We start from the raw sequence: 23,511 nt of genomic DNA, 5'->3' as shown, positions 1-23,511 counted from the left end.
CGGCACTTCACGCCCCTCCGGCGTTTGAGGAGTAGGGGCCGGGGCGGAGCCCCGCGTCTGGGCCGCGGCCACGGGGCCCGGCCCCGGACCCCGCTCCTCAAACGCCGGAGGGGCTGGGTTTGGCCCGAGGGGCTGGGTTTGGCCCGAGGGGCTGGGTTTGACCGGAGGGGCTGGGTTTGCCCTAGGGGCTGGTTCGGGGGCTACGCGCGCCTAAATCCCAAGGTCTCGCCCACCGCCCCCGCCCGCCAAAGATCCTGACAAGCCGCCGCCATCTCCTCCAGGCCCTCCACCACCTGGCCCCACACGATCCCGGGGACCCACCCGATGTCCCCGTTCATCAACAGGTTGTTGCGCTCGTAGAAGAGGGCGAGGTCGATGACGGGCGCGCCCGCGGACAGCGAGGCGCCCGACCCGTAGCCGTACGACTGCGAGCCCAACTGCGTCCCGTTGAAGGAGAAATAGCAGAGGTCGCCCGGAATGGGCGTCACCGTCGGATTCTCCAGCGGTGGCTCCTGTTCCGCGAATGCCGGGAACAGGGCGTAGATCTCGTTGCGGGCGTATTTGGCGTGGTAGACGTCGGAGACGAGTGGCAGCGCGTCCCACACCGCCGCACAGGTCAGCGGCGCGCGGTCGTCGAGCAATTTGGCCGTGCAGGCAATTCCCCTTTTGGCCAGCGAGACTTCGATGAATCGGTCCGTTGAGTCAGCCATGCCCTCCATGGTCTGCCTCATCCACCCCGGTGGGTCAAGACCGCATCTCCCGCAACCGGGGCGCAAATTGATCCGCATATTCCGCGTCGGACCGGGTAGCCGCGCGCCCATGGCTCCACCAACTGAGATACGTACGAACGAGACTCCGGAAAGACGTCCCCTACGTAGGCGGTCCTTGCTCGCGGGGGTCGGCGCGCTCGGCGCGATCGGCGCTCTGGGGGCGGCGGGCTGCAGCAGGGTGCCGAACGGTGACACGCTCGCCCGACTCCAGGGGCAGAGCACGGTACGCCTGGGCATCGCGGGAGAGGTGCCGTACGGGTACATCAACGACGAAGGCGAGTTCACCGGTGAGGCGGTGGAGCTGGCCAAGGTCATCTTCAAACGGCTCGGTGTCGGCCATGTTCAGCCTGTGGCCACGGACTTCGCCTCGCTGATACCCGGCCTGAACACGCAGCAGTTCGACGTCGTGTCCGCCGGGATGTACATCAACAAGGACCGTTGCGCGCAGGTCATCTTCGCCGACCCCGAGTATCAGATGCTGGACTCCTTCATCGTCCGCAAGGGCAACCCGAAGAACCTGCACAACTACGCCGATGTCGTGAAGTCCAAGGCCAAGTTCGGTACCGGCACCGGATACGCGGAGATCGCGTACGCCGTGGACGCCGGGTACAAGGAGTCCGACATCGTGATCCTCCAGGATCAGGTGGCCGGGCTCAACGCCGTGGAGGCGGGACGCATCGACGTCTTCGCGGGCACCGCCCTCACCACGCGTGAGGTGACGAAGAAGAGCAGCAAGGCCGAGCACACCGAGCCGTTCGCCCCGACGGTCGACGGCAAGAAGCACGTCGACGGCGGTGGCTTCACCTTCCGGCCCACCGACACGAAGCTGCGGGACGCCTTCAACGTCGAGATCCACAAGATGAAGAAGAGCGGCGAACTCTTCCGGATCCTCCAGCCGTTCGGTTTCACCAAGGCGGAGATGACGACGCTGACCGCCGAGGAGCTGTGCCGATGACCGCCGGACTGTGGGAACACTGGGTACTGCCGGGCATCTGGATCACCATCCAACTGACCGTGTACAGCGCGGCGCTCGCGACCGTGGTCGCGTTCGGCGTCGGCGTGGCGCGCACGCACCGGCTGTGGATCGTACGGTTCGTCGCCGGCCTCTACACCGAGATCTTCCGGGGCACGTCCGCCCTGGTCCTGATGTTCTGGATCTTCTTCGTCCTGCCGCAGATCGCGGGCTGGTCACTCGTCCCGATGTGGGCGGCCGTGCTGGCTCTCGGTCTCTCCTACGGCGCGTACGGCGCCGAGATCGTGCGCGGCGCCCTGACCGCGGTGGCGCCCGCTCAGCGCGAGGCGGGGGTCGCGCTGAGCTTCACGCCGTGGCAGCGGATGCGGCTGATCCTGCTGCCGCAGGCCGTGCCGGAGATGATCCCGCCGTTCTCGAACCTGCTGATCGAGCTGCTCAAGGGCACCGCCCTGGTGTCGCTGCTCGGCATCGGTGACGTGTCCTTCGCCGCGTACCTGGTGCGCCTGGCGACGACGAAGAGCACGGAGATCTACTCGATCACGCTCGTCATCTACTTCGTGATCGCGTTCCTGCTGACCCGCGGGATGCGGGCGCTGGAGCGAAAGACGAAGGCAGGACTCGGGCAGAAACCCGAGCGCGGGGCCGGTGTCATGCGCAAGCTCGACCTCCGCCGTCAGAACGAGACCGGAGGTGCCGCCCTGTGATCACCACTGCCTCATCGAACTGGGACTGGTCCGCGGTCGGCGACTTCATGCCGCACTTCTGGGACGGCATCCTCGTCACCCTCCAGATCCTGCTGTACGGCTCGCTGATCTCGTTCAGCGTCGGACTGCTCTGGGCCCTCGCCTTCCGGGCGCCCACCCGCTTCGTCCGCTGGCCCGTCGGGCTGATCACGGAGTTCATCCGCAACACCCCGCTCCTGGTGCAGCTGTTCTTCCTGTACTTCGTGCTGCCCGAGGCCGGTATCCAGTTCTCCGCGCTGACCACCGGCGTCGTCGCGATCGGCCTGCACTACTCGACGTACACCGCGCAGGTCTACCGCGCGGGCATCGAGGCGGTGCCGGTCGGCCAGTGGGAGGCCGCCCGCGCGCTGAGCCTGCCGTACGGCAGGACCTGGACCGCGGTCATCCTGCCGCAGGCGATCCGCCGCGTCGTGCCCGCGCTCGGCAACTACGTCGTGGCGATGCTGAAGGACACCCCGCTGCTCGCGGGCATCGGCGTCCTGGAGCTGCTCCAGCGCTCGCGCCTGCAGGCGGCCCAGACGTTCCAGTACACGGAGGCCCTCACGGTCGTCGGTGTCGCCTTCATCGTCATCTCCTACCTCGCGTCCCTTCTTCTCCGATCCCTGGAGCGCCGTCTTGTCCACTGATGCGAACCTCTCCAAAGACCAGCCCAATCCCAAGGTGGACGGCACGGAACTGATCCGCTTCGACAAGGTCGTGAAGCGGTTCGGTGACAACACGGTCCTCGACCAGCTGGACTTCTCCGTCGCCTCGGGCAAGCACGTCACGCTGATCGGCCCGTCGGGTTCCGGCAAGACGACGATCCTGCGGCTGCTGATGACCCTGCTCAAGCCGGACGAGGGCACGATCAAGGTGGGCGGCGAGTACCTCACCCACGAGGAGAAGGACGGCAAGCTGGTCCCGGCCGGCGAAAAGCACATCCGCGAGGTCCGCAAGAACATCGGGATGGTCTTCCAGCAGTTCAACCTCTTCCCGAACATGAAGGTGCTGCGCAACATCATGGAGGCGCCGGTCACCGTGCTCGGCCTGCCCAAGGACGAGGCGGAGCAGCGGGCCCGCGACCTGCTCGACCTGGTGGGACTCGGCGACCGCTGCGACGCGTACCCGACGCAGCTGTCCGGCGGCCAGCAGCAGCGGGTGGCCATCGCGCGGGCGCTGGCGATGCGGCCGCAGGTGCTGCTGCTCGACGAGGTGACCTCGGCGCTCGACCCGGAGCTGGTGGCCGGCGTCCTCGACGTCCTGCGGGACATCGCGAACACCACCGACATCACCATGCTCTGTGTGACCCACGAGATGAACTTCGCCCGGGACATCTCGGACCAGGTGCTGATGTTCGACGCGGGACGCGTCATCGAGTCCGGCTCCCCGGAGCAGATCTTCAGCGAGCCGGCGCACGAGCGGACCCGGGAGTTCCTGAGCGCGGTGCTGTGACCAGCCGCGCACCCCGTGGGGCATGACTTTGGCATATGCCACGGTGGCGCGTTCCAGTTGAGAGGCTTGGAATGCGCCACCAATATCCTCAACAACCGCCCCGATTCGGTGCGTTGGCGGCTATCGTGGACGGAGCCAGCTGTCCGGAACCGATCCTTGCAGGGGGATGCCGTGGCGCTGAAGCACGAGCAGGACGCGTCGTCGTACCAGCCGCACCAGTCGGTGCAGCACGCTCTCCGCGTACTCGATGCCGTCGCCCACGGTGGCGCCGGCATCACCGACGGCGAGCTGGTGCGCGAGACCGGCCTGCCCGCGGACCAGCTGACCGCGCTGCTGCGCATGCTCCGCCGTGAGGGGTACGTCCAGCAGACCGCCGACGGTGCGTACGTCACCGGGGAGACGCTGAGCAGCCTCGGCTCCACCGAAGGCGGCGCGGCCGCCCTCACCGCCAAGCTCCAGCGCACGCTCGACGAGCTGCGGGACACGGTGGGCGCCGCGATCTATATGAGCCGGTACATCGACGGCGAGGTCCACATCACGCAGTACGCGTCGGGGCCCGAGACCCCCGCGGTGAACGAGTGGGTGGACTTCCGGGTCTCGGCCCACGCGAGCGCCATCGGCAAGAGCCTGCTCGGCCAGCTGGATCTGGACGGTCGGCGCGATCACCTCTCCCGCCACAAGATGGCCCGCCTCACCTCGCGCACCATCACCAACGAGAAGGTCCTGCTCTCCAAACTGGCCACCCAGCCCGCGACGGTCCCGGTCCTCGACCTCCAGGAGTACGCGGTCGGCACGGTCTGCGCGGCCGTCCCGATCACCGCCGGCTCGGCAGTCGGCTGCCTGGCCCTCTCCCTCCCGGTGGAACACGCCCACCGCCTCCACGACGCGGCGGAAGCCCTGAACAAGAGCGCGGCACCGCTTCTGCTGTCCATGGCGATCTGACCACCCCGGCACCTCACGCACGCAGAAGGCCCCCCGCGTGAACGGAGGGCCTTCGACTGTCTGTGCGCCGCCAGGGACTCGAACCCCGGACCCGCTGATGCTGCATCCCCCCGGGGGACGACCCCCGGACCCCCAGCCGACAGCAGCACACCGGCGAGCTGTACCAGGAACGACGAAAGCCCCCCGCGCGAACGGAGGGCCTTCGACTGTCTGTGCGCCGCCAGGGACTCGAACCCCGGACCCGCTGATTAAGAGTCAGCTGCTCTAACCAACTGAGCTAGCGGCGCTTGCTGACGGGAAAATAGTACCTGGTCCGAGGGGGTGCGCTGGACCAAGATCGTCAGGGGGGCGGGGGCAGCAGCGTCTCCCGGCCCTGGGAGCGGTAGGTGTCGGTGAGCGCGGCGTGGTCGGTCGGCGTCAGGCGGCGGTACGTGGCCTCGCCCGGGGGCCGCCACCACACCTCGGCCCCGCTCCAGAACCCCTCGCGGCGCAGCTCGCCGCGCCGCACCTTGTTGGTCGCCGTCACCGGCATCCGCTCCGCCACCCGGATGAACCGGGGCGCCATCTTCGTCCCGAGGTCGCCCTGGGCCAGCAGGAACTCCCCGAAGGCCAGCGGATCGAACGCGGTGTCCGCGCGGAGCGCAAGCGTCGCCATCACCTGGTCCCCGGAGACCGGGTCGGGCACCCCGTACACGGCGACGGCCGCCGCGTCGGGCCAGCGGGCGAGGATGTTCTCGATCATCGCGGGGGCGAGGTTCTCGCTGTCGACGCGGATCTTGTCGTCGCCGCGCCCGGCGAAGTACAGGAATCCGGCCGCGTCCCGGTAGAAGAGATCGCCCGTCCAGTACCAGCCGTCCGGCCGGACCCGCTCGGCGTACGCGGCGTCGTTGCGCCAGTACCCCTCGAACGGTGAGCGCCCGCGGTTCACCAGCTCGCCTATCGCGTCGGCCCCGTTGACCAGCCGCCCGCCCCCGTCGAACGCGGCGGCCGGGCACTCGGCGCTCGTCTCCGGGTCGAGGACCACGAGGTCGTCGCCGGGCGCCGCGCGGCCGATCGCGCCGGGCGGGGTGTCGGCGGTGCGCTGCACGGCGGCGCCACCCTCGGACGAGCCGTACCCCTCGACGAGCCGCACCCCGAACCGCTCCTCGAACCGTGCCGCGTCCACCGCCCCCGCCTCGGTGCCGAAGCCGACGCGCAGCGGGTTGTCCCGGTCGTCGGGGCGTTCGTCGGTGGCCAGGATGTACTGCACGGCCCGCCCCACGTACGTGAAGTAGGTGGCGCCGAATTCTCGTACGTCATCCAGGAAGCGCGTCGCCGAGAAGCGTCGGCGCAGGGCCACGCCCGCGCCCGCCGCCATGGCCGGGGCCCAGTCGGCGATGACCGCGTTGCCGTGGAAGAGCGGCATACAGATGTAGTGCACGTCGTCCGCGCGGACGCCGAAGGTGTCGACCAGGGACCGGCCGGCCGCGGCGAGTCGCCCCTGGGTGCAGATGGCGGCCTTGGGGGCGCCGGTCGACCCGGAGGTGAAGTAGAGCAGCATGCGGGTGCCGGGCCCGACACCCGGGGCGCTCTCCGGTTTCGCGCCCTCGTAGGGGGCGAGCAGTTCGGCGTACGCGCCGGTGTCGGTCACCAGGATGCGTACGCCCGGCAGTTTCAGCCCGTCGAGCAGCGGGAGGTGGGCCCGCTCGGTGATCAGGACCCGGCACTCGGTGTGAATGAGGTCGCGGGCCAGTTCGGCGCCGCGCCGGGTCGGGTTGATCCCGGCGACGGCTGCCCCGGCGAGCGCCGCCGCACTCAGCCACAGGGGGAACTCAGGGGTGTTGTCGAGCAGCACGCCGATGTGCGGTTCGGCGCCGCGCGGCACGGAGTCGGCGAGGAGCGCGGCCCGCGCCGCGGCCCCCGCGGCGAGTTGATGGTGGCTGAGGACCTGATCCTCGTACGCGAGTCCGGGCCTGTGGTCGCCCCAGCGCTCCTGGACGAGTTCCGCGAAGGTGCGCGTCATGGATCCCATGGCGGCGCACCATAATTGACGTACCGTCAGAAGTGGAGGTCGGTGGGCAGATCGGTCATGAAGAAGACGCAGAAGGCCACCACGAGCCCCACGAACACGAGCATGACCGCCGTACCCGCCAGGGCCCCCACAGGGCGCGGCGCGCGGGCCGTGGCGTGCTCGGGGTGGTCGGCCGTGTAGTGCACGACGACCACGTCGCCCTGGACGGTGGTGGCGGGGCCGCCGGCCTCGTCGATGCGGATGGTGCGGCCGTCGCGGTCTGCGAACTCGTAGACGTGGTGGTGTGTCGTGGTCGGGTGCTCGCCGCCGCCGCGGCTCGTGTACGCGCGCAGGCAGCGCGCCTGAGCGGTGAGACCGCTGCGCCAGGCCGCGCGCAGGCGCAGCGAGCGGCGCACCACGGCGCCTCCCATGCACAACGCCACGCAGGCGATGAACACCGGCACCAGGTAGAAGATCAGGTCCATGGCACTCCCCCGTAGTCGTGCGTGTTTCCCTGCACACCGGCCGTGGTCGGGGCGGTGTGCAGGGAAACTACCCCGGTCCGGGGCGGGAGAGCCTCAAGGCAGGCTCAGAAACGGCGTCGCTCAGAACGTGACGTCCGAGCACGCGTAGAACGCGTTCGCCGTGTCCGCGATCGTCCACACCGCGAGGATCACGTGGTGGCCGGACTTGCCGGACGGCAGGGTGCCGGAGTGCGAGAGGGTCGCCGGCGGCTGGCCGCTGTAGGGCACAGTGAGGAACGGGGTGGTGTCCAGGGCGGCGCGGGTCAGCGGCTGGCTGTCGTTCCAGCCGTTCTTGGTGACGTAGTAGCGGAAGTCCGTGGTGGAGTGCCGTGCGGTGAACTGCCATCTGAACGTGTAGCTCTGACCGCCCGTCACCTTGGTGGTGGGCCAGGCGGAGCCGTTCGGCTGCTTGGCCGCGTTGAGCTGGCCGAACTCGCCGTGGTTGCCCGAGCAGATCTGGCCGTCCGCGGGGCCCGAGGCCGGGAAGCCCTTGGGCCCCTCGACGCTCTGCGGCTCCCACTGGATGTTGCCGCAGTTGGCGACGGTGCCGTTGGCACAGAGTTTCTGCCGGCTGATGGGCAGGTCGGTGTAGCCGTGGCCGCTCGCGCCGCCCGCGGAGAGCGCGAACGCTCCCGCGGTGGTGAGGCCGAGCAGGGCCGCGTAGGTCTTGGTGCGTCGGGAGGTTTTCCGCATGCTGCCGCTCCTGGGGGTGTGGGGAGTGCCGGAAGCCGTGCGCACAGCGATATTCCAGGTCTAGACCAACCCCCAATGTATTGCCGGGAGTTGGCCGTGTCCATACAAAGATGTACCCCTGCCGTTCATGCGGAACGGCCACACCCCTGACAGCCACACCCCTTCGGGAGCGCGGACCTCGGGCCGGCTGCCCCTCGCTCACTCACCCCGGCCCGTGTAGAACGCCACCGTCAGGTCCTTCACCAGCGCCCGGCGCTCGTAGTCGTCGAGGTCGACCAGACCCCGCGTGGTCAGCCGCGTCACCGTGTCCTCCACCGAGTCGACGACGGAGGTGAGCATGCTGTCGCGGTGCTGGGCGTCGAGCGCCGCGATCCGGCGGCGCCGCATCACGTCCGCCAGCTCGGGCGCGTAGTCGATCCGCGTCGGCTGCGCCGAGAACACCTCGATGCCGACCGGCTCGGCATCCGCGGCAAGCCGCCGGGTGAGCAGATCGCCGACCGCCTCGGCGTTGCGCAACGTCGGCGCCGTCGCATGGACGGGCGTCCCCCCGGCGGCGCCCGGCGGCGCGTCGGCGGGCAACTGCGACAGGACCCGCGCGAGACCCGCCTCGACGCACTCGCGCAGATACTCCTCGTGGTCCTCGACCCCGAGCGCCGCCCGCGCCGTGTCCTTGATCCGCCACACGACGAGGACGACGACGCGCAGCGCGACCCCGTTGGCGTCGACCGCGGGCATCGGCTCGCTGCGCCAGTGCCGCAGCCGTACGTCGACGCGGCGGCGCAGCAGCAGCGGGTTGACCCACAACAGCCCCGACCTGCGCACGCTCCCCCGGTACCGGCCGAAGAGGGTGAGCACCCAGGCCCGCCCGGCCCGGCCGCGCGCGAGCCCGCCGAAGCCGAACAGCGCGAGCGCGCCGGAACCCGCGAGCGCCGCCCACTGCGGGGCCCCGAGCCCCACCCCCTCGTACCCGGGCCGCCCGGCGAGTTCCGTCATGATCCGCGGCAGCACACCGGCCCAGCCGAGGGACACCGCGCTGCCGGCCGCGCCCACGGCCCCGGCGAACACCCCGAGGGCGCCGGGCAGCGCCTGGCCCGGACGTTCTCCGAGGTCCGGGTCGAGGGACGGCACGGACCTGGCCGGCGTACGCAGATGCGGGCGCGGCGCGGGCCGGCCACCGCCGGTGCCGGTCCCCACCACGGCGGGCCGCAGGGGCACGGCGACCGGGTCCGGATCGTCCCGGAAGAGCAGATGCACGGGGATCTCGGTGGTCGCCTCGTTGTGAATGAGCCGAGCACTACGGCCACCGGACTCCACGCCCTGGTGTCGGGCCTCGGCACCCTGCCGTCGGGCCTCGCCCCGGCCGGTCCCCTCGCTGCGGCCTCCCGTCTCCGTCTGCCCGTTCGCCGCCCCGCGATCGTCGTCCGCCACCGGTGCCGGGTGCCTTGCTCGCTCCGGTCGCTCCGCCTTCGTGGTCATCCGCGCCTCCGTACTGCGATCCGTACTGAGCTGTCTCCGCATGCCGCCGTACTCACCATCCGGGCCGCCTCCGTCACCGGAGCCCCGCTCACCAGCGGCCCCGCCTCGCTGCGAGAACGGCCTCACGAGAAGAGCCGCCGCCAGGTCTCGGGGCCCGGATAGCCGTCGGCCGCCGCGCCGCGCCAGCCCTGGGCCCGCTGGAACGCCTCGACGTTGCGCCGGTCCGCCTCGCCCCAGCGCGGGCCCGGACCCTGCGTGTAGTACTTGCCGAAGCCCTTCTTCACGAGCTGCTTGCCGAGCTGGGTGACCGAGGCGTTGTTCGCGCCGGGGCGGAACTTCGCCGCGCCCGGGAACGCAGGCGTCTTGGTCCCCTTCGAACCGCCTTTGCCACCGCCCGGGATGTTCTTGCCCTTACCGCTGACCAGGTACGACCAGGTCGTCGGCCCGGGAATGCCGTCCGCGTCCTTGCCCGTCCAGCCCTGCGCCTTCTGGAACGCCTGCGTCGCCCTGCGGTCCGCGTCGCCCCAGTGCGGTCCCGGGCCCTGGCTGTAGAACCGCTTGCCGCCGCGCTCCACGAGCAGCCGCCCGAGCTGGGTGACGTGCGCGTTGTTCGCACCCGGTCCGAAGGACGCGGCCCCGGGGTACTTCGTCGACGCACCCGAACCCGAGCCCGCGGTGCTGCCCGCCCGCACACCCTTGTAGCGGTAGGCGAGGTAGCGGCTCGAGTTGCTCCAGTACGCGTACGGGGTGGACTGCACGCGCGCGCCGGGGCGGGTCTGCTCGTACGCCGTGTAGTAGCGGCGCGTGTAGTCGGTCCAGCCGCCGAAGATCGTGACGTGCGAGCCCTTCTCCGGGTCGGCGGGATTGTGGAAGAGCAGGATGTCGCCGGGCTGCAGCTGCGCCTTGGTGATGCGGGTGCCGAAGGCGGCGAGGCTGCCCGTCCACTCGTTCCCGGGCAGGCCCCAGGCCATGGAGACGAAGCCCGAGCAGTCCTGGCGGTAGCCGTCCTTCCAGTACTTGTTCATGTCGTACGGGACCTTCGCCGCGACCCACGTCTTGGCGCGGTTGATGATCGCGGCCCGGGTGGTGGTGCGCAGCGCGCTCTGCCGCGCGAGATCGACGGTCCCCGCCACGGAACCGGACGCCCCGTGCAGCGAGCTTGTACCGCCCTGCGGGGCCGTGCTCCCGTCGCCCGGGGCCGGATCTCCTGGTCTTGCCTCGTGATGTTCGGCCGCGGTCGCGGGGGTCAGCTGAACACCGCCGATGACGGTGCCCGCCGCCGCGGCGACGATCAGGGCGTGCCGGGCGCCCACTTTGCCGCGCACCGCGTGCGGGACGGAGCCGCGCCACTGGACGCAGCCCGCACAGCCGCAGTCGCCCGCCGGATCGATCTCCTCGAAGCCGGGCGCCTCCATGCGGTCCATGCGATTCCCCTCACACTCCGGTGCCGGCCGTTCAACTGATGAGCCTCGTTTTCGCACGCGAAAAGCGTCTCAACTGTCTACGCAAATCGCATGTTGACGGTCCGAATGATGGAAATCCCCACAAATCACCCCCCACCTCGGCGCGTCGAGTGGTCAGAACCACCCCAGAAGGTCGGGTAAAGTTACGCAGGTCAACACGCGCCGCTAGCTCAGTTGGTTAGAGCAGCTGACTCTTAATCAGCGGGTCCGGGGTTCGAGTCCCTGGCGGCGCACAGACAGCAAAGGCCCTCCGTTCACGCGGGGGGCCTTTCGCGTGGGGGCACACCGACAGCCGAAGGCCCTGCGTCAGAACGGGCGGCCTCTTGCGTTGGGGCGGGCGAATGCCCCGATCCGACCCGGCCCGCTACCGTTACCGCATGGCGCGTGACCTTCAGGAGCAGATCAAGAAGCTGATCGTCGACCGGCGGCTTCCCCCGGGGGCCCCGCTCCCCACCGAGCCCGAGCTGATGGGGATGCTCGGTGTCAGCCGCAACTCCGTGCGGGAGGCGCTCAAGGCGTTGCAGGCGATGGGCATCGTCGAGATCCGGCACGGCTTCGGGACATACGTGGGGCCGATGTCGATGGCCCCGATGGTCGAGGGCCTCACCTTCCGCACCGTCGCCGGGCACTACCGCGGCGAGGACAGCCTGCTCCAACTCCTCGAACTGCGGGAGGCCGTGGAGACGGGGCTCGTGGCGCGCCTCGCGGGCCGGGTGCCCGACGCGGATCTGGCCGAACTCGGCTCCCTGGTACGGCAGATGGAGAAAGAGGCCGCGGCCCCGGACGGGACGGTCGCGGCCGCCACCGACCGCGCCTTTCACGCCACGCTCTATCAGTGCCTGGGCAACCCCTTGCTCGTAGAGGTCATGGAAGCGTTCTGGGAGGCCTTCCACCGGGTGCGCACCGACCTCGTGGACGTACCGCAGGACCCGGACGTGACCTGCCGTCAGCACCGGGAGATCCTCGACGCGGTGCGCTCCGGCGAGGTGATCCGGGCCGAGCGGGCCATACGTGACCACTTCGACAACATCCGGCTCCGTCTGACCGCAACTCCACGACAAGACCGGTAAACACCACGTTTCGCGGCGTATCGCCCTTGCGATCATGATGCGGGGCGCAGCACCCTATCCTGGAGCCATTGGCGCCAATAACGCTTTCGGGGCACGGCAGTTGCACTCGGCACACCAGCCGCGCCGAGGCCGCATTCGGCGGAACAGCGTAGAAGACGGCATGATCCGGTTGCCGAAGGTCCGGGGATGGGGGCCCCGTTCACGAAAGCGATGCCGAGGGGGGCATCATGCAACCGGAAGGCCGCCGTTCCAGTCTTAGAGAGGGTGGGACGGCCGCTTGCCACTGATACGTCCGGGGGTGGTCGAGGGGGACCCGTTCCGGACGAGGACCGACGACCACGCGGTGACTCGCGTGCGGGGGGATGACTCATGACGTCGACGCCGACGGGCGCCCGGCAGAACTTCGACCCGTCAGAGACGACCCAGCTGCGGGTGCCACCACACCGCACCGGCGGCTTCAGACGTATCAAGAAGTCGCTGCCGCGGTACGACTATGAGCACTACAGCCGGCTCGCCGGACCCCTCACGCAGCCCGACCCGACCAAGCCGTACGAGGTGCAGTACCGCTCGCTGCTCTCGCAGGAACCGCACCGGCTGCGCGCGGCGCTGATGCTGGGGGCCGCCCCACTGCTCTCGCTCGTGCTGCTCTTCTGGCTGCTGCAGCCGGAGCACTGGACCGAGCGCGACTACGTGAAGTACGACTTCCTGCCGGCGCTCGACATCGTCATGCTCGTGGCGATCGGCCTGATCGAGCTCTTCCGCTGCATGAACGTGCTGTCGAACGCGCACGCCACACTGATCGCCCGCGATCCGATACCCGTGGTGCCCGAGACCGGCACGAGAGTGGCGTTCCTGACCTCGTTCGTGCCCGGCAAGGAGCCGATCGAGATGGTGACGAAGACCCTGGAGGCGGCGGTCAAGCTGCGCCACCGGGGCCTTCTGCACATCTGGCTGCTCGACGAGGGCGACGACGCCGAGGTGAAGGCGGTCTGCGAGCGGCTCGGCGTGCACCACTTCTCCCGCAAAGGCGTTGCGAAGTGGAACCAGGCGAAGGGCCCGCACCGCGCCAAGACCAAGCACGGCAACTACAACGCCTGGCTGGACGCGCACGGCGACGACTACGACTTCTTCGCCTCGGTCGACACCGACCACGTGCCGATGCCCAACTACCTGGAGCGGATGCTCGGCTTCTTCCGCGACCCGAACGTCGGCTTCGTCATCGGCCCGCAGGTGTACGGCAATTACGACAACTTCGTCACCAAGGCCGCCGAGTCCCAGCAGTTCCTCTTCCACGCGCTGATCCAGCGCGCCGGCAACCGCTACGGCGCGCCCATGTTCGTCGGCACGTCGAACGCGGTGCGCATCAGGACGCTGAAGCAGATCGGCGGCCTGTACGACTCGATCACCGAGGACATGGCGACCGGTTTCGAGATCCACCGCGCCAAGAACCCGGCCACCGGCAAGAAGTGGCGGTCCGTGTACACCCCGGACGTGCTCGCCGTCGGTGAGGGCCCGAGCGCCTGGACGGACTTCTTCACGCAGCAGATGCGCTGGTCGCGCGGCACGTACGAGACGATCCTCAAGCAGTACTGGAAGGGCTTCGCGACGCTGCCGCCGAGCAAGCTCTTCAACTACACGATGATGATCATCTTCTATCCGATGGCCGCGATGAACTGGATCCTGGCGGCGATGAGTTGCGCGCTGTTCCTGGGTCTCGGCGCCTCGGGTGTGAACATCGACCCGACCATCTGGCTGATGCTGTACGGCAACGCGTCGGCGCTGCAGATCGGCCTGTACATCTGGAACCGCCGGCACAACGTGTCGCCGCACGAGCCGGAGGGCTCCGGCGGCATCGCCGGCATGGTGATGTCCGCGCTGTCGGCGCCGCTCTACGCGAAGGCGCTGATCGACTCCTTGCTGCGCCGCAAGAGCAAGTTCGTGGTCACGCCCAAGGGCGACTCGGCCAGCCCCGACCGCTGGTTCGGCACGTTCCGCTACCACTGGTACTTCATCCTGATCTTCGCCGGGTCGATCGCCGCCGGTTTCGTCTACGGGCACTCGCACCCGGCGATGATCACCTGGGCCTGCTTCGCGCTGGCGATCACCGCCCTGCCCATCTTCGTCTGGCGGTACATGCTGCGCCAGGACAAGAAGAAGCCGAAGCCGCCCGCCGCCGGCCCGCTCGACGCACCGCTGCCGCCCCAGCCGGCCGCGCAGCCGCACAGCGTGCCGCAGCAGAAGCCCAGTTGGGCCGCGGACCAGCGGACCGGGGGCAACGACGAGACCATGCAGATCTCCCTGGGGGGACGTAACAAGTGAAAGACGGTGCGAGCCGCCGCCGTGCCCGGCGCATAGCCATCGGCACGGTGGTGGTACTGGCGCTGGCCGGGATGAACGGACCCTGGCTGTATCGCTTCGGGTCGGCCAAGTACCACGACTACAAGATCAACAGGCCCGAGTACAAGGCCGCGAACGGCAAGTGGGACGTCATCGACTTCCCGCAGGACATGCGCCTCAACACGATCCACGCGGCGCTGCTGCGCACCGGCAAGATCCTGCTGGTGGCCGGGTCCGGGAACAACCAGAAGAACTTCGACGCCAAGAAGTTCGACACCCGGCTCTACGACCCGGTGAAGAAGACCATCAAGAAGATCCCGACGCCGGCCGACCTGTTCTGCACGGGACACACGCAGCTGGCGAACGGGAACCTGCTGATCGCGGGCGGCACGAAGAAGTACGAGAAGCTCAAGGGCGACGTCACCAAGGCCGGTGGCCTGATGATCGTCCACAACGAGGACCCGGACGCGCCCAAGACCATCAAGGCCGGTACGAAGTTCACCGGCAAGGAGAACGGCAAGACGTTCGTCTCCGACATCAACATCACGGTCGAGCGCGCGAAGAAGGTCTTCGACCCGAACACCGGCGCGTTCCTGCGCAACGATCCGGGCATCGCCCGGGTCTACGTGGAGGCGCAGAAGAGCGGCGCGAAGTACGAGACCGGAACCCAGGACAACTACCGGGTGCAGGGCCTGTCCGGCGCCGACTCGCGCAATGTGTACGGCATCGCGCAGAAGCTCGCCCTCGACAAGAAGGACTTCCAGGGGATCAAGGACTCCTTCGAGTTCGATCCCGTAGCCGAGAAGTACATCAAGGTCGACCCGATGAACGAGGCGCGCTGGTACCCCACGCTGACCACGCTCTCGGACGGCAAGGTCCTCTCCGTCTCCGGCCTCGACGACATCGGGCAGCTCGTGCCCGGCAAGAACGAGGTGTACGACCCGAAGACGAAGAAGTGGACGTACCTGAAGGACATCCGCCAGTTCCCGACGTACCCGGCGCTGTTCCAGATGGAGAACGGCAAGATCTTCTACTCGGGCGCCAACGCGGGCTACGGCCCGGACAACGTCGGCCGCAAGCCCGGCGTCTGGGACCTGGCGACGAACAAGTTCCAGAAGATCCCGGGGCTCTCCGACCCGAACATGATGGAGACAGCCAACACCGTCGAGCTGCCGCCCGCGCAGGACCAGAAGTACATGGTGATCGGCGGCGGTGGCGTCGGCGAGTCCAAGCTGTCGAGCAAGAAGACCCGGATCGTCGACCTCAAGGACGCGACCCCGTCGTTCGTGGACGGTCCCGAGCTGGCGAAGGGCACGCGCTACCCGCAGGCCTCGGTGCTGCCCGATGACAGCGTGCTCGTCTCCGGCGGCTCCGAGGACTACCGCGGCCGCGGTGACTCCAACATCAAGCAGGCGCGGATCTACGACACGAAGACGAACGCGTTCAAGAGCGTCGCCGACCCGCTGGTGGGCCGCAACTACCACTCCGGGTCGCTGCTTCTCCCTGACGGGCGCGTGCTCTTCTTCGGCTCCGACTCGCTCTACGCGGACAAGGCGAACACCAAGCCCGGCGTGTTCGAGCAGCGCATCGAGATCTACACGCCGCCGTATCTGTACCGGGACTCGCGGCCGTCCCTGGAGGGCGGCGAGAAGACGATCCGGCGGGGCTCGTCTGCGACGTACGAGACGGACCACGCGTCGTCGATCAAGACGGCCCGGCTGATCAGGCCGAGCGCGTCCACGCACGTGACGGATGTCGACCAGACGTCGATCGCCCTCGACCTGAAGAAGTCCGCCGACTCCGTCACGGTGACCGTGCCGAAGAGCCGGTCGCTGGTCGAATCGGGCTGGTACATGCTGTTCGTGACGGACGATCAGGGCACGCCGAGCAAGGCGCAGTGGGTGCACGTGCCGTAAACAGCAGCACTCAGGGGCGCGGGAGTTGATCCCCGCGCCCCTCAGTGCTGCCGTGAGTGATTCCGTCCTACTTACTGGCCTCGGCGAGCTTCGTCGCGTACGCGCCCCACCAGTCACCGGCCTTGGGACCGCCCTTGCACGTGCCGTCCGACTCGCCCGGCCGCTTGACCCACACATACGCCTTGACCAGCGGATCAACGGTCTTGGTGGTCGGCGCCTCGCCCAGCGCCCGCCCCGGCGGATTGCACCACCGCTCGTCGGCGGAGCCGCCGGTGTACGGCCCGTTCCCGTTCCTGCTCGTGTCGATGACGAACGGCTTGCCGCCGACCTTCGCCGACAGTTCCTTGCCGTACTTCACGGAGACGTCGGTGGTGTAGAAGTTCGACACGTTCACCGAGAAGCCGTCGGCCTGGTCGAGGCCGGACTGCCGCAGCGGCTGGAAGATCTGCTCGGGCTTGCCCCAGCCCGCGTTGCCCGCGTCCAGGTAGACCGTGGTGCTCTTCAGCGACTTGAGCTTGCCGACGGCGCCCTTGAGGAGGTCGTACCGCTCCTCGTGGAACTTCTCCGGCGTGCAGTTGTCCACCATGTGCTGGACGGCGTCCGGCTCCAGGATCACCGTCGCCGGCCGGTCGCCGATGCCCGCCGCGACCTGGTCGATCCACTCCCGGTACGCGTCACCGTCGGCGGCGCCGCCTCCCGAGTACTGGCCGCAGTCGCGGTGCGGGATGTTGTAGAGGACGAGCAGCGCGTCCCGGTCCGCCTTCTGCGCGGCCTGCGTGTAGCCGCGTGCCTGGCTCTCCGCGTTCTCCGGGAGGATCCACTCGCCGCTGGGCTGCTCGGCGATCTTGCGGACCTTGTCGGCCTCGTCCCCCTTGCCGTCCTTCTCCAGATCCGCGACGGCCTGCGCGGCCTTGCTGTCCGGGTTGACCCAGAACGGGTCGGCGCCCTTCGGCTGCTGCTTCACCGGCGGGCTCGACGAACTCTCCCCGTCCCCGCCTCCCGAGGAACACGCGGACACCAGCAGCGCCGCCCCCACGACGACTGCCCCGGCCCTCAGTTTCCGGTACATCCATTCCCCCTTGGGTGCACTGTCAGGCCCTCAATCGTGACATACGTGCCGCGTCGGTCACGAGGCCGGACGACGCTTGTCAATGACCTGTTACAGCCCGCGCCCGCAGGGTAGGCGCCGACCGACAGTTGTCTCGCCCGACCGGTGAAGGGGGCAGGGGCACATGGCCGACGGATCCCTTGAACTGCGGCTGGCCGCCGCCCTGCTGGACACCGTGGACACCCTGCTCGACGACTTCGACGCGGCCCGCCACCTGCGGCGCCTCGCCGACTCCTGTGTGGAGCTGGTCGGCGCGCGGGGTGCCGGAGTGTTCCTCCGTCGGCCCGACGGTCCCGTGCCGGTCGCCCAGAGCGCTGAACAGTACAACTGCGTACGGGAGTTGCTTCGCCGCGACTGGTCCGCGAGTCCGGCGCACGACAGCCTGGAGACCGGCAAGGCGGTGTGGCCCGTCGCCCTGGACTCCGCGGAGGCGGCGGCGCGCTGGCCCGACTTCACGGCGGCCGCCCGCGGCAAGGGTGTCGCCGCGGTCTGCACGGTGCCGCTGCGCCGGCGCGGGGACGTGTTCGGCGCGCTCAGTATGGTGCTGCCCGAACTCCCGGGAACCGACCGGGGATTGGCAATCGCACAGACTCTGGCCGAGGCGGCCGCCGTGGGGCTGCACAACCAGCATGCTTACGCCCAGTACAGAGAGCTGGCGGGGCAGCTGCAAGGGGCACTTGCCAGCCGTGTGCGGATCGAACAGGCAAAGGGCATGCTCGCCGAGCGCTGGGAGAGCACGCCGGACGCCGCCTTCACGATATTGAGGCAGTACGCGCGCAGTAACCGGCTCCCTCTGGTTCAGGTCGCGCAGGCCGTGATTGTCCGCGCCCTGACCAAGGAGGACATCCGACCCGACAAGTCCGGACCTTCCTGAAAACAGGCCGCCACCTGCGATGACCACGCTGAGCCACCAGCTCCGTACTTGGCGTCAAACGCCCTCTAGGCTGGGCGCCCCATCCGTTCTAAAGTCGGTGCCAGTGGCCCCAGACCTCGGCCTTCAGGACCTTCACGACCGGACGAACCCCTCGAACCTCCTGCGCCGACGCCGGGTTACTCCCGCAACCCGCAGCGCGCGCGGTCGAGGACCAGCCCGGTCGGCGGCTCCGGGGGGAGCGGGCCGTCGGCCGGGTTAGGTGCGCGCATATGTCAACTCGCCTTGTTCGGCGACTCGTTCACGCCGGTCAGGTATGCGGAGACGACGACGTTCGCCGTGTACGTCCGCGACGCCTTGTCGAAGGTGCCGCCGCAGGTGATCAGACGTAGTTCGGCGCGGTCGGTGCGGTGCTGCCCGTACGCCTTCTGCGCGTCGAAGGAGCTCCGCGAGAAGACCTGGACGTCGTCGACGGTGAACTCCGCGACGGAGCCGTCGTCGCGCACCACCCGCACCGCGTCGCCCGTTCTGGCCCGGCTGAGGTGGAAGAAGACGGCGGGCCGGGACTCGGTGTCGACGTGCCCGACGAACAGAGCCGTGCCACGCTCGCCGGGCCGGGCCCCGCCGCCGTACCAGCCGACGACGCCCGTCTGATCGTAGGGCGGCGGATCGATGGCGCCCCCGCCGTCCAGGCCGCGGGCCACGACGGGGGCCTGAATGTGCAGCGTGGGGATGTCGATGCGCTGCGGTTTCGCCGCCTTGACGGGTGCGTGGGCGGCGGGCAGCTCGACGCCGAGGGGGCGGCCGACGGCTGCCGCGTCGCCGGTGGTCGGCGAGGAGAGGTTCAGGTCGGTGATGCCGCGGCCCCACAGCCACAGGCCGAGCAGCAGGACTGCCCAGGCGAGGCCGGTGATCAGGCGTCCGACTCCGTGCGACCGGTCGCTCATGGCGTACTCACGCACTCAACTCTGCGAGGACCGGCGGCGCCGGACGCTGCGCAGGGCCACGGCCACCGCGGCGATCGCGGTGAGCACCAGGCCGATGACGGCGTGCCGGGTGCCCGGCCCCTCCGGCGCGGCGGCGAGCCGGGCCGCTGCGCCGCCGCCGCCCGCGTGCACGAGCGCGGTCGGTGACGCCGCGGGCGAGGCGCTGCCCGGGAGGACCTGCACGGCGCCCTTGACCTTGCCGTCGACGCCGTCGCAGGCGACCTCGACCTCGTAGGTGCCCGGGGCGACGGACGACTTCACCCGGGCCTCCGCGAACAGTGTCGGCTGGTCCGCGGAGGGCGCGAGTACGCCGGGCGCGACGAAGGCGTCGGAGTGGGCGCGGCCCGTGGTGCCGTCGCAGCCGCTCACCCGCAGGTCGATCTCGGCGCCAGCGGAGACGGTGCCCGGGGTGACGGAGACGTTCCCGCCGCGGCCGGTGTCCCCCGCGGCGGCGGCCGGCGCGGCCGCCAGGACGATGGCCGCCCCGGCGGCACTGAGAGCAAACAGACCTGCACGCATCGTGAACCTCCAGATACTTGCAGGTTCACGCCTCCGGCCGGTTTCCGCATCCTGAGAGCGCTCAGGCGCAGGTCACACCAGGTCGATCAGGTCCGCGATGGAGTCGACGACGTGCGACGGCGTGTACGGGTACTTGGCGATGTCGGCGTCGCTGGTCAGCCCGGTCCGTACGAGGAAGGTCTGCATGCCCGCCTCCAGACCGGCCAGCACGTCGGTGTCCATCCGGTCGCCGATCATCGCGCTGGCCTCGGAATGCGCCCCGATCGCGTTCAGCCCGGTGCGCATCATCAGCGGGTTCGGCTTGCCCGCGAAGTACGGCAGCTTGCCCGTCGCCTTGGTGATCAGCGCGGCGACGGCGCCGGTGGCGGGCAGCGGGCCCTCGGTGGAGGGACCGGTCTCATCCGGGTTGGTACAGATGAAGCGGGCCCCGCCGTTGATGAGGCGCACGGCTTTGGTCATGGCCTCGAAGGAGTAGGTGCGCGTCTCGCCGAGCACCACATAGTCGGGCTCGTGATCGGTGAGGACGTACCCGATGTCGTGCAGGGCCGTGGTCAGGCCCGCCTCGCCGATGACGTACGCGGTGCCACCGGGCCGCTGGGACTCCAGGAACTTCGCGGTGGCCAGGGCCGACGTCCAGATGTTGCCGACCGGGACGGCGAGGCCCATGCGGGTGAGGCGGGCCTGCAGGTCGCGGGCGGTGTAGATGGAGTTGTTCGTCAGCACCAGGAACGGCTTGCCGGAGTCGCGGAGCCGCTTGATGAAGGCGTCGGCGCCGGGGATCGGCACTCCCTCATGGATGAGCACCCCGTCCATGTCGGTGAGCCACGAATCGATGGGCTTGCGCTCTGCCATGGGGTGCACTCCTGCGGTTCGCTGCGACAGCTGTGAATCTCGTGAGCTGAGGGGCACCGGGACGACTCTGTGCCGGCGCACCTCAGCCTAGTCAGGATCCGCTGATCTTCACCCCGTCGATCGTCCAGAACCAGTGGGTCCCGCCGGTGTACCGGAATCGGACCTTCGCCCTGGTCACACCCCTGGGCACGGACAGTGACACGGTTTCGGTGCGGGAGGGGACGTCCGCCGTGTAGGTCTTGACGAGGGCCGGGGCTCCGTCGTCGTAGGAGACCAGCACCTCGCCCTTCTGCGGGAGCACCTGGCGGTAGAACGTGGTGTACGTGAGTGTGGCCGTGCGCCCGCCGGTGACCGGGTAGTCGGGGCTGATGAGCGTGGAGTCGAAGGCGCCGATGGTGGCGGTGTTCCCCGTCGTCCCGGTGGTGCCGGTCGTGCCGGGGGCCTGGCCGGACCACAGGGCGTCGTCGGCCACGGCGAAGATGTCGCGGGCCCGGACGTTGCACTCGCGCTGCTGGTCGCGTCCGGCGCCGGTCCAGGACTCGTCGGTGGTGAAGGACCAGCCGCGCCACTCGCTGACACCGCCGATGCCCATCGCGGAGTTGTCGACGCTCCAGCCGCTGGGCGGGGTGTGGGTGTGGCTCAGGGCGCCGGGGCCGGCTCCGGTCGCGTCGGCGGAGGCGGTGAGCTCGGCACGCAGGGTGTCGAAGTCGTCCGGGGCGGGCCGCTGGATCGGGCGGCCGTCCAGTTCCCAGGCCGGGTCGATGGCCACGCCGAGGTGGGTGAGGGCGGTCGCGGCGACGTCGGGCATCTTGACGTCGTGCCGGGTCGAGCCGGCGGTGACCGTGCCGCCGGCCGCGATCATGAAGGTCTGGCGCTCGGCCCAGGAGGAGCCGCCGTGGCCGCCCACGTCGGTGTGCCCGTGATCGGTGGTGGCGATGATCAGCCAGTCCTCGGCGCCGTACGTGGCACGGGACGCGATCGCGTCGAGGAGTTGTCCGGTCAGGCCGTCCACGTCGTGGATCGCGTCGAGGTACTCCTGGCTCACGGCGCCGTGCGCGTGCCCCGCGTGGTCGACGCCGTTGAACTGGACGAAGACCGCGTCCGGGTCCGCGCCGGTCAGCTGGTCCGCGGCACGGCGGGTGGTGTCGATGTCGCGCTCGTCGTGCAGGCTCGCGAAGCGGGTGTCGACCTGCGAGGAGAAGACCGTCTCCGTGAGCGCCACCCAGGAGGTGACGGCGTACGTCGACAGCTCCGGCCGTACGGTCTCGATCCGGGTGAGGAAGTCCGGGTACCGGGCAAAGTCGTGGCCGGAGAAGGTGTTGTCCCGCACGTGGTGCTTGTCCGGCCAGACGCCGGTGAGCAGCGTCGACCAACCGGGCCCCGACACGGTGTGCGCCATCGGTCTCGCGTAGATCGAGCTGGGGGCGGTGAGGCCGGCTGCCATCAGGGCTTTGATGCGGGGCGCCTCGGCGTCGCCGATTTTCGCGAGGAGCGTCCCGTCAAGGCCGATGACCAGGACTTTCGGGGTTCTCGCCGCAGCGTACGCGGGGGTCGGGGCGGCACGGGCGAGGGCTGCGGTGGCGGTGGCGGTCGCGGCGCCGAGGAGCAGCGTGCGACGGGAGATGCCGGGGGTGGTCGTACGCGGCATTGCGGTCCTCCGGTGGGGGGGGGATGGGATGCGGAGGGGGTCATGAGTGGGGTTGCGGCGGGGTTCGGGCGGCGCTCCGGCGGGGTTCGGGCGACAGAATGTGAGGGGGCATCAGCTGCCGGTCGCGGTTTTCCAGTCTTCCACGTAGGTCTGCAAGTTCTTGTCGATGCCGCTCCAGTCCGGCTCGAAGATCTCGACGCCGTCCATGACCCTGGCGAGCGCGATGGCGTTCTCGTCGGTGGCCTTGACGTCCCCGCGGGCCGAGAAGCCGCCGCCGATGGCGCTGACCTCCTGCTGCTGCTTGGTGTCCAGCATGAAATCGAGGAGCTTCTTGCCGTTGGCGGTGTGCGGGGCGTTCTTCACGAGGCCGCCCGCGTAGGGCAGCGCGAAGGAGGTCGGCTTGCCGCCGCGCGTCCTGGGGAACCAGATGCCGAGGTGGGGCATGTCCTTGGACTGGGCGTAGTTCATCTGCACGTCGCCGTTGGCGACGAGGAGTTCGCCCTTGTCCACCTTGGGGGCGAGTTTGCCGGTGGAGGCGGACGGTCCGACGTTGTTGGCCTGGAGCTTCTTCAGGTAGTCCATGGCCTGCTGCTTGCCGCCGAAGTCGTGCATGGCCTTGACCACGACGGCCGTACCGTCACCGGCCACGCCGGGTGTGGAGTACTGCAGCTTGTTCTTGTACTTCCCGTCGAGCAGTTCCTCCCACGTCGTGGGCGCCGTCTTCAGCTCCTTCTTGTTGTAGATGAAGCCGAAGTAGTTGTTGACGACGGAGGTCCAGGTGGCGTCGGCGGATTTGTCGGCGCCGTCGACCTGGTCGGAGCCCGCGGGCGCGTACTTCGCGAGCAGCCCCTTGCCGTCGGCCTGCTGGATGAACGGCGGCAGGGTGACGAGGACATCGGCCTGCGTGTTGGCCTTCTCGCGGACGGCCCGCTGCACCACTTCGCCGGAGCCGCCTTCCACGTACTTGACCTTGATGCCGGTCTTCTTCGTGAAGTCCTTGAATACCTGGTCGTACCAGCCGTCGCCGTTCTCGCCCTTGAGGCCGTCGGCGCTGTAGACGGTGACGACCTTCTCGTCGGAGGCGGCGGAGCTGCCGCCGCAGGCGGTCAGGCCGGCGGCGAGGACGAGGCTGCCGGTGACGGCGGTGACGGTGGTGAGCGTGTTGCTGCGCATGGCGAGGTGCACTCCAGTGAGTGAGC

Annotated in this window: 21 protein-coding genes and 2 tRNA genes; 10 read left to right on the top strand and 13 right to left on the bottom strand. The window is 69.4% G+C overall.

Annotated elements, in window-relative coordinates; all coding sequences use genetic code 11:
• Positions 1-200: 200 nt before the first annotated feature.
• A complete protein-coding gene (locus ACIREE_RS36950) occupies positions 201-710 on the bottom strand; it encodes a DUF3830 family protein (protein ID WP_404162532.1) in 510 nt (169 codons plus the stop codon).
• A gap of 109 nt (positions 711-819) precedes the next feature.
• On the opposite strand from ACIREE_RS36950, the gene ehuB reads away from it, so the two are divergent.
• The 5 genes from ehuB to ACIREE_RS36925 all read left to right on the top strand — a co-directional run bounded on the left by ehuB (position 820) and on the right by ACIREE_RS36925 (position 4,859).
• The gene (gene ehuB / locus ACIREE_RS36945; protein ID WP_404162530.1) at positions 820-1,725 is read left to right on the top strand and encodes an ectoine/hydroxyectoine ABC transporter substrate-binding protein EhuB; all 906 of its coding nucleotides are present in this window, start codon (positions 820-822) and stop codon (positions 1,723-1,725) included.
• Positions 1,722-2,447, top strand: coding sequence for an ectoine/hydroxyectoine ABC transporter permease subunit EhuC (gene ehuC / locus ACIREE_RS36940; protein WP_404162527.1), 726 nt, complete (start codon positions 1,722-1,724; stop codon positions 2,445-2,447). The genes ehuB and ehuC overlap by 4 nt, the downstream gene beginning before the upstream one ends.
• A 47-nt stretch (positions 2,448-2,494) precedes the next feature.
• The gene (ehuD, locus tag ACIREE_RS36935) at positions 2,495-3,112 is read left to right on the top strand and encodes an ectoine/hydroxyectoine ABC transporter permease subunit EhuD (RefSeq protein ID WP_404162568.1); all 618 of its coding nucleotides are present in this window, start codon (positions 2,495-2,497) and stop codon (positions 3,110-3,112) included.
• A gap of 34 nt (positions 3,113-3,146) precedes the next feature.
• On the top strand, positions 3,147-3,917 hold the full coding sequence (ehuA, locus tag ACIREE_RS36930) for an ectoine/hydroxyectoine ABC transporter ATP-binding protein EhuA (protein WP_404162565.1): 771 nt from the start codon (positions 3,147-3,149) through the stop codon (positions 3,915-3,917).
• Positions 3,918-4,088: 171 nt separating this feature from the next.
• Positions 4,089-4,859 carry an IclR family transcriptional regulator gene (locus ACIREE_RS36925; RefSeq protein ID WP_404162525.1) on the top strand — a complete coding sequence of 257 codons (771 nt, stop codon included), beginning with the start codon at positions 4,089-4,091 and terminating at the stop codon, positions 4,857-4,859.
• Between the two features lie 213 nt (positions 4,860-5,072).
• On the opposite strand, the gene ACIREE_RS36920 is transcribed toward ACIREE_RS36925, so the two are convergent.
• From ACIREE_RS36920 to ACIREE_RS36895, 6 genes are all read right to left on the bottom strand, one after another.
• Positions 5,073-5,146: transfer RNA gene (locus ACIREE_RS36920), tRNA-Lys, on the bottom strand.
• Positions 5,147-5,199: 53 nt separating this feature from the next.
• Positions 5,200-6,870 carry an AMP-binding protein gene (locus tag ACIREE_RS36915; protein ID WP_404162522.1) on the bottom strand — a complete coding sequence of 557 codons (1,671 nt, stop codon included), beginning with the start codon at positions 6,868-6,870 and terminating at the stop codon, positions 5,200-5,202.
• 26 nt (positions 6,871-6,896) lie between these two features.
• Positions 6,897-7,334, bottom strand: coding sequence for a DUF3592 domain-containing protein (locus ACIREE_RS36910; RefSeq protein WP_404162519.1), 438 nt, complete (start codon positions 7,332-7,334; stop codon positions 6,897-6,899).
• Positions 7,335-7,454: 120 nt separating this feature from the next.
• Complete coding sequence (locus tag ACIREE_RS36905) at positions 7,455-8,066, bottom strand: lytic polysaccharide monooxygenase (protein WP_404162516.1); 612 nt, start codon at positions 8,064-8,066, stop codon at positions 7,455-7,457.
• 198 nt (positions 8,067-8,264) lie between these two features.
• Complete coding sequence (locus ACIREE_RS36900) at positions 8,265-9,542, bottom strand: SPFH domain-containing protein (protein WP_404162513.1); 1,278 nt, start codon at positions 9,540-9,542, stop codon at positions 8,265-8,267.
• A gap of 122 nt (positions 9,543-9,664) precedes the next feature.
• On the bottom strand, positions 9,665-10,957 hold the full coding sequence (locus ACIREE_RS36895) for a peptidoglycan-binding protein (protein WP_404162563.1): 1,293 nt from the start codon (positions 10,955-10,957) through the stop codon (positions 9,665-9,667).
• Between the two features lie 207 nt (positions 10,958-11,164).
• On the opposite strand from ACIREE_RS36895, the gene ACIREE_RS36890 reads away from it, so the two are divergent.
• The 4 genes from ACIREE_RS36890 (at position 11,165) to ACIREE_RS36875 (ending at position 16,328) form a co-directional block, all read left to right on the top strand.
• A tRNA-Lys gene (locus ACIREE_RS36890) sits at positions 11,165-11,238 on the top strand.
• A gap of 144 nt (positions 11,239-11,382) precedes the next feature.
• Entirely contained in the window at positions 11,383-12,075 is a 693-nt protein-coding gene (locus ACIREE_RS36885; RefSeq protein WP_404162511.1) for a FadR/GntR family transcriptional regulator, read from the top strand.
• Between the two features lie 369 nt (positions 12,076-12,444).
• On the top strand, positions 12,445-14,394 hold the full coding sequence (locus ACIREE_RS36880) for a glycosyltransferase family 2 protein (protein ID WP_404162508.1): 1,950 nt from the start codon (positions 12,445-12,447) through the stop codon (positions 14,392-14,394).
• Entirely contained in the window at positions 14,391-16,328 is a 1,938-nt protein-coding gene (locus ACIREE_RS36875) for a galactose oxidase-like domain-containing protein (protein ID WP_404162506.1), read from the top strand. Before ACIREE_RS36880 ends, ACIREE_RS36875 begins: the two co-directional genes overlap by 4 nt.
• 67 nt (positions 16,329-16,395) lie before the next feature.
• On the opposite strand, the gene ACIREE_RS36870 is transcribed toward ACIREE_RS36875, so the two are convergent.
• Entirely contained in the window at positions 16,396-17,397 is a 1,002-nt protein-coding gene (locus ACIREE_RS36870) for a glycoside hydrolase family 6 protein (RefSeq protein ID WP_404162503.1), read from the bottom strand.
• 163 nt (positions 17,398-17,560) lie between these two features.
• On the opposite strand from ACIREE_RS36870, the gene ACIREE_RS36865 reads away from it, so the two are divergent.
• The gene (locus ACIREE_RS36865; protein ID WP_404162501.1) at positions 17,561-18,310 is read left to right on the top strand and encodes an ANTAR domain-containing protein; all 750 of its coding nucleotides are present in this window, start codon (positions 17,561-17,563) and stop codon (positions 18,308-18,310) included.
• Between the two features lie 272 nt (positions 18,311-18,582).
• Here ACIREE_RS36865 and ACIREE_RS36860 read toward each other — a convergent pair whose 3' ends face one another.
• The 5 genes from ACIREE_RS36860 to ACIREE_RS36840 form a co-directional block, all read right to left on the bottom strand.
• Positions 18,583-19,254, bottom strand: a complete 672-nt coding sequence (locus ACIREE_RS36860) for a class F sortase (protein ID WP_404162498.1) — start codon at positions 19,252-19,254, stop codon at positions 18,583-18,585.
• 15 nt (positions 19,255-19,269) lie between these two features.
• Complete coding sequence (locus ACIREE_RS36855) at positions 19,270-19,812, bottom strand: hypothetical protein (protein ID WP_404162495.1); 543 nt, start codon at positions 19,810-19,812, stop codon at positions 19,270-19,272.
• Between the two features lie 72 nt (positions 19,813-19,884).
• Positions 19,885-20,625, bottom strand: a complete 741-nt coding sequence (locus ACIREE_RS36850) for an HAD-IIA family hydrolase (RefSeq protein ID WP_404162560.1) — start codon at positions 20,623-20,625, stop codon at positions 19,885-19,887.
• A gap of 130 nt (positions 20,626-20,755) precedes the next feature.
• The gene (locus ACIREE_RS36845; protein ID WP_404162493.1) at positions 20,756-22,312 is read right to left on the bottom strand and encodes an alkaline phosphatase family protein; all 1,557 of its coding nucleotides are present in this window, start codon (positions 22,310-22,312) and stop codon (positions 20,756-20,758) included.
• A gap of 111 nt (positions 22,313-22,423) precedes the next feature.
• Positions 22,424-23,485, bottom strand: a complete 1,062-nt coding sequence (locus ACIREE_RS36840) for a 2-aminoethylphosphonate ABC transporter substrate-binding protein (protein WP_404162490.1) — start codon at positions 23,483-23,485, stop codon at positions 22,424-22,426.
• Positions 23,486-23,511 lie beyond the last annotated feature (26 nt).

Source organism: Streptomyces sp. NPDC102467 (genome assembly GCF_044765445.1).
Lineage (GTDB): Bacteria > Actinomycetota > Actinomycetes > Streptomycetales > Streptomycetaceae > Streptomyces.
Note: the sequence above shows the minus strand (reverse complement) of the source record. Positions and strands in the feature narration are given on the sequence as shown.